Below are 10,420 nucleotides of genomic sequence, written 5' to 3' on the forward strand. Positions count from 1 at the left end.
GGGCTGGCCGGGGTGGAAACGTCGTCGCCCTCCCCCGCCCCGTCCACGGCGATGACGGCGGAAACGAACATGGCCGCGTCGTCCTTCCCCGGCTCCAGCGTCCAGCGGACGCTCAGCACCGGGTCGGGCGGCGGCGGGGGTGGCGGGGGTGGCGGTGGAGGAGGCTCCGGAACCGGCGGAGGCGTGGGGTCAGGGCCGGCGACGGCCTGAAGCGCGGGTTGCGGCGCCGGGGGCGGTGAGTCGAACAGGGACATCTGCCGCCCTTCCGGACGGGAGTCCAGGGTCATCAGCGCCGCCGCGGCCATGTGCGCGCAGGCGTTCCGCCCGCAGGTGCAGCTCTTGTCGAAGACCACGCGGCTGCGCCCGCGCACTGGGACGACCGTCACCGACAGGGTCCGGCCCAGGTCGGTCACCGTGGCCGCGATCCGCCCCTCCGCCCCCAGCAACGTCACCGCGCCGGTCAGGATGAGCGTGCGCCCCCGTTGCAGCGTCTTCGCATCGAAGACGCGTGCCAGATCCTCCTGTGAAAAGGAGACCGTCGCGCTGGCGGTGGCGGCGGCGCGCGGAAGGGAGCCGAACAGCGACATGGACCGGAAGGGATACCGAAAAAATAGAACGGGTCAGGAACGGGGCGTCGGTATAGGCCCTCACCATGCCCCGCCGCAAGCCCGCTCTCAACCCTGAACCGTTGCCGCAACGCAAACATTCCGGTTGCCAAGTTCAACGAAGAACACAAGCGGATGAGACGCGGAGCACGGCAAAGAAAAGCGAACACTACAGCCGTTCAAGAAAATTGCTCAGCGGCGGCACCGGGCCGCAGACCGGCGATTCCTCTCGAAGCAGATAAGCGAAATGCTTCAGCATCGGCTCCGCGTTGGTGCGGTCTCCAAGCGCGTAGGTGGCGACGCCGAACAGCACGACCAATGCAAGGACCAGCGGGTTGAGGTTCAGGCGGGAGGGCGCCATCCGCTGGAAGCACTGCGCAAAGGCCGCCACCGCCAGCCCGCCGAGGACGAGGCCCACCACCACCTCCGTCACCGAATGGTAGCGCAGCAGGATGCGCGAGGCCGCCACCGCCCCCACCAGCCCCAGGGCGCCGAGGATCACCAGCCCGCGCCGCCAACCGTCCAGCGAGCGCGCGGCCATCACCCCGACCGCGCCATAGACGGCGGCGGCGAGTGCGGCGTGTCCGCTGGGGCTGGTCAGCCGGTCGTCGAACAGCCGGAAGCCGCAGGCGTGGCCCAGGATCTTCAGAAGCGCCACCGAGCCCATCAGCATGGCCAGAACGGCCAGCCAGCGCGCCGCCGAAACCGCCGAATGGCGGCGCCACAGCATCACGATCAGGATGCCCGCCACCGGCAGCACGAAAGCCGCGCTGCCGAGAAGCGAGATCGCCTTGTTGACGTGCCAGAGGTTCAGATGTCCCACCGTCCTCGCCGCTCCCTTTCCGTTCAGCGCATGCGAACGAGCGTCCCGTCGCGGTAGTTCCAGGCCGCCGTGCTCTTTCCGTCGGAATTGGGCAGCGACACGGTCAGCGTCCGGTCGGCCTGCTCCACCTTCGGGGCGTTGCTGCAGGTCCCGAAGGGCAGCGACACGGACGGCTTCGCCCCGCCGAGGTCGAGCACGCGGTAGCGCGCGGCGCATTTGCCGTCCACGCTCTCCTGGAGCAGCACCAGCCAGCGCCCTTCCATGTTGTAGGCGTTCACGAAGGACAGGGTGCGCCCCTCGCGGTCCTCGTAGACGACGCGGTCGTTCACGGTCACCTGGATGACCTTCGGCCCGAGTTCGATCATTTGCACGACCTCGTTGCCGATGGCCGCGGACACCAGGATGGCGGCGCCGGCGCGGTCGTCCGCCGCCTGGACGGCGCCGGCCGCCGGAAGGGACAGCGCCGCGGCGAGCGCCGCCCGCGCAACGAAAGCCGCCCGGCCTGAAAAGGCGCGGCCCAGGAACGTCATACCCATGCTGTCCTCGAATTCCCTTCTGGCTGGACACAGACAGGGGCAAGGTAAGCCCAACCGCCGCCATTCTGTAGTCCGTCAATCGGCTGAGATCCCTCTGACGGAAAAATTTCACGGACCGCAAGATTTTGGTTGCCTTCCGCCCGGAGCCCGATTAAAAACCGCGCCACCGCAGACGACGGCAACCGCCGCCGCGGCAGAGAGAAGCGCCCGTAGCTCAGCTGGATAGAGCACCAGACTACGAATCTGGGGGTCAGGAGTTCGAATCTCTTCGGGCGCGCCACTCTCCCTAGTGTTTACAGTTACTCAGCCGCAAAGGGCCGCCCCATCCGGGAGCGGCCCTTTGGCTTGATGGGCTCCGACAGCGCGCTGGGTAGTCCCGCTGGAGGGCAGGAGCCACATACGCAGTGCTCGCTTCGACGGTCAGGCCGCAATATGCAGGGCGTCATCTTTTTTGCGCGACTTTTGCCGCAAAGCGACACGCCCTAACGAAATCTTTTTCCAATTTGGAATGCAGGGGATCACTCCGGAGCTTGTGCTCCATGCCGTATACGCAGGATCACGACAAGTTCGCCGGAAACCCGGTACCGGATGACAAGGGCCACATATCGATGAGTGACTCCCTCACCAGCCGATTCTACCGCCGGCAGATGCCCCTTCTGTCTTACCTCCGGAGAAGCGCTGCACTTACAGCGCACTTACGGGCCACATCAGAAAGATACGACGTCAGCTAACCCCTTGAAAATATGGTGGGCCCGGCCGGATTCGAACCGACGACAACACCGTTATGAGCGGCGCGTTCTAACCGCTGAACTACAGGCCCTGACCGAGGGATGCCGAATGTGCCCAGAATGGGGACCTTATGCAACCCCGTTCAAAGCAGGCCGAAGCCCAAAAATGAAAAGGGGGACCCGAAGGCCCCCGCTTTTCATACACCGGCATGCCGTCCAGGGCGCGCGCCCTGAAAAACCCTCAGGTGTCCAGGAAGCTGCGCAGCTTGCGCGACCGCGACGGGTGCTTCAGCTTGCGCAGGGCCTTCGCCTCGATCTGGCGGATGCGCTCGCGCGTCACGTTGAACTGCTGGCCGACCTCTTCCAGCGTGTGGTCGGTGTTCATGCCGATGCCGAAGCGCATGCGCAGCACCCGCTCCTCGCGCGGCGTCAGCGAGGCCAGCACGCGGGTCGTCGTCTCGCGCAGGTTCGCCTGGATGGCCGCGTCGAGCGGCAGGACCGCGTTCTTGTCCTCGATGAAGTCGCCGAGATGCGAATCCTCCTCGTCGCCGATCGGCGTTTCGAGGGAGATCGGCTCCTTGGCGATCTTCAGGACCTTGCGGACCTTCTCCAGCGGCATCATCAGACGTTCCGCCAGTTCCTCCGGGGTCGGCTCGCGGCCGATCTCATGCAGCATCTGGCGGCTGGTGCGGACCAGCTTGTTGATCGTCTCGATCATGTGGACCGGGATGCGGATGGTCCGCGCCTGGTCCGCGATGGAGCGGGTGATCGCCTGCCGGATCCACCACGTCGCGTAGGTCGAGAACTTGTAGCCGCGCCGGTACTCGAACTTGTCCACCGCCTTCATCAGGCCGATGTTGCCCTCCTGGATCAGGTCCAGGAACTGCAGGCCACGGTTCGTGTACTTCTTCGCGATGGAGATGACGAGGCGCAGGTTGGCCTCCACCATCTCCTTCTTCGCGCGGCTCGCCTCCTTCTCGCCCTTCTGGACGGTGGAGACGATGCGGCGGAATTCGCTGATCGGCAGCTTGGCTTCGTCCGAGATGCCCGAGACCCCTTCACGGGTCTTGCGGATGTCGTTCTCGTACTTGTCGTAGAACTTGCCCCAGGTCTTGGGGTTCAGCCCGCGGATGCGCTCCAGCCAGTTCGGGTCGAGTTCGTGCCCGAAATAGTGGTTCAGGAAGTCCTCGCGCTTCACGCGGCAGTCGGTCGCCATGCGCAGCAGTTTGCCCTCGAAACCGGTCAGCTTGCGGTTCAGGGCGTAGAGCTGCTCGACAAGCTGCTCGATGCGCTGGTTGTTCAGGCGCACCGTGTTCATCAGCTCGACCATTTCGGTCTTCAGCTTGTCGTACTTCTTGTCCGACTGCTTGGCCACGTCCTCGCCGCGCTGGATGGCCGCGATGCGGCCCTCGTGCAGCTTGTGCAGCTTGTCGTAGGTGGTCTTGATCTTCTCGAAGGTCTCGATGACCTGCGGCTTCAGCGCGGCTTCCATGGCGGACAGAGACAGGCTGTTCTCGCCGTCCTCGTCGCCCTCCTCCTCGCTTTCACCCTCGGGGCGCGGGGGACGCTCCTCCTCGGTCTCCTCCGGGGCGGCTTCCACCACCTCGGCCAGACCCTCGGGCATCTCCTCACCGTCCGGGCCGCCGCCATAGGTGGCGTCCAGGTCGATGATGTCGCGCAGCAGCATCTTCCCTTCCATGAGGGCGTCGTGCCACTCGAGGATCGCGCGGATGGTCAGCGGCGATTCGCAGATCGCCCCGATCATCATCTCGCGCCCGGCCTCGATGCGCTTGGCGATGGCGATTTCGCCCTCGCGCGACAGCAGCTCCACCGATCCCATCTCGCGCAGGTACATGCGCACGGGGTCGTCGGTGCGGCCGATGTCGTCATCGTCCAGGTTGCCGGCGGACCGGCCTTCGCCCTCGCCGTCGGCGTTGGCGTTGCCTTCCGAATCCTGCTCTTCCGATTCGACGATGTTGATGCCCATCTCCGAGAGCATGGCCATCGTGTCTTCGATCTGTTCGGAAGACGACGTGTCCTGCGGCAGGGCAGCGTTCAGCTCGTCATAGGTGACGTAGCCACGCTCCTTGCCGCGGGCGATCATCTTCTTGACGGCAAGACCCATGCCGTCCATGAGCGGGCCGTCGCCGGCCTCGTCCCGGGCTTCGGAAACTTCAACGCTGTTCGCAGCTTTCGTGGCCATGCGATCGATGCCCCCGCATTACCCCATAGTAAAAACCCATAGCACGCATCGCAGCGGCCCCCCGCTGTCGATCCGCACCTGCTTAAACCGGTTGTGAACCGTCTCGGACCTTGTCCGGTCTGACCCATCCGGGTCTCAATCCCTCCGGCCCTGCCCTTCCGCACCATGCCCGGCGGCGCTGGCCGCTAGGCATCGTCGAGATCCTCGTCATCCGTCATACCCATTCCGGACCTGATGACCTCCTGTTGAAGGGCTACGACCCGCGCGAAGTTCGCCTCGCTGTTGTCACGGGCCAATGCCGCCTCCGCTTCTCTCAATTCGGCCATCACCTGCCTGTGGTGCAGGTGATGCCATGTCGGCCACCACCCCCGCTTCGCCTCCAGGGAGGAGGCGTCCGGGCGTGCGAAGCCGGCATGGACATAGGTCGACTCGCTGAGCAGAGAGCGGACAATGGTATCGTAGCCGGCGGAAGACAAGTGGCGACAAAGCGATGCGGCGTCAAGTCCCGAGTCGTTTTCCCGCCATCCGGCAAGCGATCCTATGACCGCTTGCCGCAATTCTTCCAGTTCCCGGTCGGAAAAAGGCAGCATGCCGAGCGATTCGCCCAACTCGTCGAACAACTCGGGGTGGTTGATGATGACCGCCAGCAGAACACGCTCCCGCGCGGCGGCGAGATTGCCCGGGTTGCGGCGGCGATGGCCGGGCGGCGGCGCGGTGCGCAGCCCTGGCAGGCCCGGCGTGTGCCGGCGCGTCTGCTGGCCGAAACGCCCGCCCTGCCCTCCCCCTTGCCATTGCCCGCCGGGCACCCAGGGGCCGCGGTCGTTGCGCTGGCGCGGCGGCGGGGCGAAGGCTTCGTCCACGCGGCGGCGCATCTCCGTGCGGTAGAAGACCTGCACGTCGCGGTCGGCGATCTGCCCCACCCGCGATTCCAGCGCGGCCTTCACCGCCGCCTTCGATTCGGGGGTGTCGGTGGGCTTGCCCTCGGTCTCCATGCGCCACACCGCCTCGGACAGCGGGATGGCGGCGCCCAGCACCTCCTGCATGGCGCGGGGGCCTTGCAGGCGGATCAGGCTGTCGGGGTCCTCTCCCTCCGGCAGGAAGGCGACGCGGGCGGATTGGCCGGGGGCGAGGTGCGGCAGGATGCGCTCCACCGCCCGCCACGCCGCCCGGCGCCCGGCGTTGTCGCCGTCGAAGCAGAGGAAGGGCACCTTCTCCGCGTCGGGGATCAGCTTCCACAGCTCCTGCACCTGCGTTTCGGTCAGGGCGGTGCCGAGCGGCGCCACCGCGCCCTCGAAGCCGGCGCGGACCAGCGCGATGACGTCCATGTAGCCTTCGGCGACGATCACCGGCTTGCCGTCCGCCGCCGCCTGCCGCGCCCGCGACAGGCCGTAGAGCAGCGTGCCCTTGTGGAACAGCGGCGTGTCGGCGGTGTTGACGTATTTCGGCCCGTCGCCCTCCAGGATGCGCCCGCCGAAGGCGACCACCCGGCCGCGCCGGTCGGTCACCGGGAAGATGACCCGGTTGCGGAAGAAGCTGTAGGGGGTCCGCCCGTCGTCCGGCCGCTTCAGCAGGCCGGCGGTGACCATGTCCTCCTCCGAGAAGCCCTGCTTCAGAAGCTGGCCGCGCAGCGCGCCGGAATCGCCGGGGGCGAAGCCCAGCCGGAAGCGCGCCATGGCATCGGTGTCGAGCCCGCGGCGCTGGAAATACTCCAGCCCGGCGCGGCCCGCAGGGGCGTGGAGCTGCTGCTCGAACCAGCGGGCGGCCTGCTCCACCAGATCGTGCAGCGTCTTGCGCCGCTCGTAGCGCTGCTTGTCCTCTTCGGTGGCGCGGGGAACCGGCATCCCCGCCTCGCCGGCCAGCGCCTCCACCGCCTCCGGGAAGGCGAGGTTGTCGTGGCGCATGACGAAGCCGATGATGTCGCCGTGGGCCCCACAACCGAAGCAATGGAAGAACCCCTTCTGGTCGTTGACGTAGAAGGAGGGCGACTTTTCGTTGTGGAAGGGACACGGGGCCTTGTATTCGCGCCCGGCGCGGATCAGGCGCAGGCGTTTGCCCACCACGTCCGACAAGGCGAGACGGGTGCGCAGCTCCTCCAGGAATTGGGGCGGAAAGGCCATGGGCGGGCGGCACCCGTGCGATGGAAACGGATCAACAGGCCGAAAGCTGCTGCTTCACGGTGCCGCTGACCTTGGCGAAATCCATCTGCCCGGCGTAGCGCACCTTCAGCTCCGCCATCACCTTGCCCATGTCCTTGATGCAGGTGGCGCCAATCTCCTCGACCACGGTCTTCACGGCGGCGGCCACCTCCTCCTCGGACATCTGCTTGGGCAGGAAGCCCTCGATGACGGCGATCTCCTCGCGCTCCTGCTCGGCCAGCTCCAGGCGGCCGCCCTGCTCGTACAGCTTGATCGACTCGCCACGCTGCTTGATCATCGTCTGCAGCATGGAGAGGATTTCCGCCTCGTCGATGCCGTCGGTGACGCCGCGCGAGCGCGCCGCGATGTCCCGGTCCTTCAGCGCGGCCAGGATCAGGCGCACGGTCGAGACGGCGCGCTGGTTCTTGGCGAGCATCGCCTGCTTCAAAGCCTCGTTCAGGCGCGTGCGCAGCATTGGGTGTGTCCTCGTGTTCGTCAGGGTGTTCGTCAGGTCGAAAGGATCAACGGCGGATCATGCCGGGGAAGCGGCGCGGACCGGTAATATTCCTAAATTTGCGCCGGATTGCCACGCCAATTCCGAATCCTGGCCCGACGCGCCGATTCCGTCCCCCCTCCAACAGCCGAGCCCCGCCAGCCGAGCCCCGCCAGCCAAGCCCCATTGGCCGAGCACGGCGATTATGCAAACGCGCCGCTGGAAATCGGTGTGCCAATCGTCATATACGATTGACCGGCCCACCCGTCCCGACTAATCGATCCAGGCTCAGCCCCCCGACCGCAAGGAACCGGGATGGAGGAGCACGGACCGACGACGACGCGTGCGCCCAGCGGGACGGGACGCGGCGCCGCCGTTCCGCAAGCAGGTGATATGTGGCCCGCGGCGGCTCTTGATAAGGTCTGAAGGATGGCTCAATCGACTCTCCCGGCGGGCGATGCCGGCGCTTACACCGGTGTCCTGGTTCTGGCCGACGGCACCGTCTTCAAGGGCCGAGGCATCGGTGCGGTGGGGGATTCGGTGGGCGAGGTGTGCTTCAACACCTCCATGACCGGCTATCAGGAAATCCTGACCGACCCCAGCTACGCCGGCCAGATCATCACCTTCACCTTCCCGCACATCGGCAACACCGGCGCCAACCCGGAAGACATCGAGACGGTGACCCCCGCCGCGCGCGGCCTGATCCTGCGCGCCGACATCACCGACCCGTCGAACTGGCGCGCCACCCGCCATCTGGACGACTGGCTGAAGAGCTACGGGCTGGTCGGCCTGGCCGGCATCGACACCCGCCGCCTGACCCGCCGCATCCGCGATCTGGGCGCCCCGAACGGCGTCGTCGCCCACGCGCCGGACGGCAAGTTCGACCTGGACGCGCTGGTCGCCAAGGCCAAGGGCTGGCCGGGGCTGGAGGGCATGGACCTCGCCAAGGACGTGTCCTGCCGTCAGACCTACGGCTGGGACGAGGGCGCCTGGACGCTCGGCGCCGGCTACGGCAAACAGGAGAGCCCGCGCTTCCACGTCGTGGCGATCGATTTCGGCGCCAAGCGCAACATCCTGCGCTGCCTCGCGGCGTCGGGCTGCAAGGTGACGGTCGTGCCGGGCACCGCCACGGTCGATGAGGTGATGCGCCACAAGCCGGACGGCGTGTTCCTGTCCAACGGCCCCGGCGATCCCGCGGCCACCGGCGAATACGCCGTGCCGACCATCAAGGGCCTGCTGGACACCGGCCTGCCGATGTTCGGCATCTGCCTGGGCCACCAGATGCTGTCGCTGGCGCTGGGCGCCAAGACGAAGAAGATGCCGCTCGGCCACCGCGGCGCCAACCATCCGGTGAAGGATCTGGCCTCGGGCCGGGTGGAGATCACCAGCCAGAACCACGGCTTCGTGGTGATGGAAGAGACCCTGCCCGCCGACGCCGAGGTGACCCACGTCAGCCTGTTCGACGGCTCCAACGAGGGCATCCGGCTGAAGAACAAGCCGGTCTTCTCGGTGCAGTACCATCCGGAAGCCTCGCCCGGCCCGCAGGACAGCCACTATCTGTTCGACCGCTTCGTGGCGCTGATGGACGGCAGGCAGCCGGCCTGACGCTCCGCGGGCACACCACCCGGAGATGAAGAAGGAGCCGTCCGCGGCTCCTTTTTTTGTCCGGGGACCGGCTTTCCGTCCGGCACCATCCGGTTGGACGGCTTTTCGCCGTTTCCACCCCTTTCGATGGTGCGCCCGCCCGGTCAAAGCTGTGTCCTTTGCGGCCGGACTCTGCGATGGTTACGGACGCAGCCCTCGCTGTTCATACGGGAGTATGGGAAGTCTTGCCTGTGCACGCGCAGGATGATGACGTGCCCGCCGAAGGCGGCGGGACGCCCGGCGACGACCGGTCCAGGGCGGGTGGCCTGTCGCTCCGAACCGGGCTGGTGATGCTGGTCATGGCGGCGATGCTGCCGATGCTGGGCTTCGCCGGCTGGACGGTCATCCGCATGGCCGAGACGCAGAGCGCCGCGATCGAACGGTCCGGCCAGGAACTGGCCCGGACGCTGGCCGTCGCGGTCGACCGCGAACTCATGGCGATGGAGACGGCGCTCCAGGTCCTGACCACCTCGCCCCATCTGGACAACGGCGACCTCGCCGCCTTCCACCGGCAGGCGACGGAGGTGCTGAGGCACAAGGGCATCCGGCGCGAGGGTGTCCACATCCTTCTGGCGGACGCGCAGGGCCAGCAGTTGATGAGCACCCGCCGCCCCTTCGGCGACCCGCTCCCCCGCGCCGCGGTGGCCGGGGTGATCCGGCGGACGGCGGAGAGCGGCCAGACCCAGATTTCGGAAATCTTCAACGGCGCCATCGCCCAGCACCCGCTGGTCGCCGTCGCCCTGCCGATGAACCGCAACGGCCCCTCCGACCGCGTGCTGGCGATGAGCCTGCCCGCGGTGACCCTGATCGACGTGCTGCGCCGGCAGGGGCTTCCGGAGGGCTGGGTCGCCGCCCTGTGGGATCGCCAGGGCATCTTCATCACCCGCACCGCGTCGCACGATTCCTTCACCGGCACCCCGATCCCGGCGGAGGTGTTCCGCCGCACCGCCTCGGCCAGCTTCGGCACCTTCTCCATCATCGGGCGGGACGGCACGCCCCTGTTCAACGCCTTCGCCCGGTCGGAGCTGTCAGGCTGGACCGTCTCCGTCGGCGTCCCGCAGGATCTGATCGCCGAGCCGCTGCGCCGCTCGGTCACGCTGGTGCTGACGGGCGGCGGCGTGCTTCTGGTCCTCAGCCTGGCGATGGCGCTGGCGGTCGGGCGGCGCATCGCCGATCCGGTGGCGGCGCTGGCCGGTTCCGCCCTGGCGCTGGGGCGCGACGGCCCGCACGCCGCGCCGGTGATGACCGCCCCG

7 protein-coding genes, 2 tRNA genes and 1 pseudogene are annotated in these 10,420 nt (G+C 67.4%); 3 read left to right on the plus strand and 7 right to left on the minus strand.

Annotated features, from left to right (window positions below):
• The 3 genes and pseudogenes from QSG27_RS24755 to QSG27_RS24765 form a co-directional block, all read right to left on the minus strand.
• Positions 1-587, minus strand: a pseudogene (locus tag QSG27_RS24755) (DEAD/DEAH box helicase); the annotation flags it as partial.
• Positions 588-774: 187 nt separating this feature from the next.
• Positions 775-1,428, minus strand: coding sequence for a phosphatase PAP2 family protein (locus tag QSG27_RS24760; protein ID WP_306710867.1), 654 nt, complete (start codon positions 1,426-1,428; stop codon positions 775-777).
• 23 nt (positions 1,429-1,451) lie between these two features.
• Entirely contained in the window at positions 1,452-1,964 is a 513-nt protein-coding gene (locus QSG27_RS24765) for a hypothetical protein (protein ID WP_306710868.1), read from the minus strand.
• A 203-nt stretch (positions 1,965-2,167) separates the two neighbouring features.
• On the opposite strand from QSG27_RS24765, the gene QSG27_RS24770 reads away from it, so the two are divergent.
• A tRNA-Arg gene (locus QSG27_RS24770) sits at positions 2,168-2,244 on the plus strand.
• Positions 2,245-2,708: 464 nt separating this feature from the next.
• Here the strand turns inward: QSG27_RS24770 and QSG27_RS24775 are convergent.
• The 4 genes from QSG27_RS24775 to QSG27_RS24790 form a co-directional block, all read right to left on the minus strand.
• Positions 2,709-2,784: transfer RNA gene (locus QSG27_RS24775), tRNA-Ile, on the minus strand.
• A gap of 149 nt (positions 2,785-2,933) precedes the next feature.
• On the minus strand, positions 2,934-4,895 hold the full coding sequence (rpoD, locus tag QSG27_RS24780; protein ID WP_306710870.1) for an RNA polymerase sigma factor RpoD: 1,962 nt from the start codon (positions 4,893-4,895) through the stop codon (positions 2,934-2,936).
• A gap of 185 nt (positions 4,896-5,080) precedes the next feature.
• A complete protein-coding gene (gene dnaG / locus QSG27_RS24785) occupies positions 5,081-7,012 on the minus strand; it encodes a DNA primase (protein WP_306710871.1) in 1,932 nt (643 codons plus the stop codon).
• Between the two features lie 31 nt (positions 7,013-7,043).
• Entirely contained in the window at positions 7,044-7,505 is a 462-nt protein-coding gene (locus QSG27_RS24790) for a GatB/YqeY domain-containing protein (RefSeq protein WP_306710873.1), read from the minus strand.
• Between the two features lie 447 nt (positions 7,506-7,952).
• Here QSG27_RS24790 and carA point away from each other — a divergent pair, with 447 nt between their 5' ends.
• A complete protein-coding gene (carA, locus tag QSG27_RS24795; protein ID WP_306710875.1) occupies positions 7,953-9,128 on the plus strand; it encodes a glutamine-hydrolyzing carbamoyl-phosphate synthase small subunit in 1,176 nt (391 codons plus the stop codon).
• A gap of 251 nt (positions 9,129-9,379) precedes the next feature.
• Positions 9,380-10,420, plus strand: a 1,041-nt coding sequence (locus QSG27_RS24800; RefSeq protein ID WP_306710877.1) for a cache domain-containing protein, incomplete at its 3' end; no start/stop codon positions are given.

It is taken from the genome of Azospirillum isscasi (assembly GCF_030849505.1).
Taxonomy (GTDB): Bacteria; Pseudomonadota; Alphaproteobacteria; order Azospirillales; family Azospirillaceae; genus Azospirillum; species Azospirillum isscasi.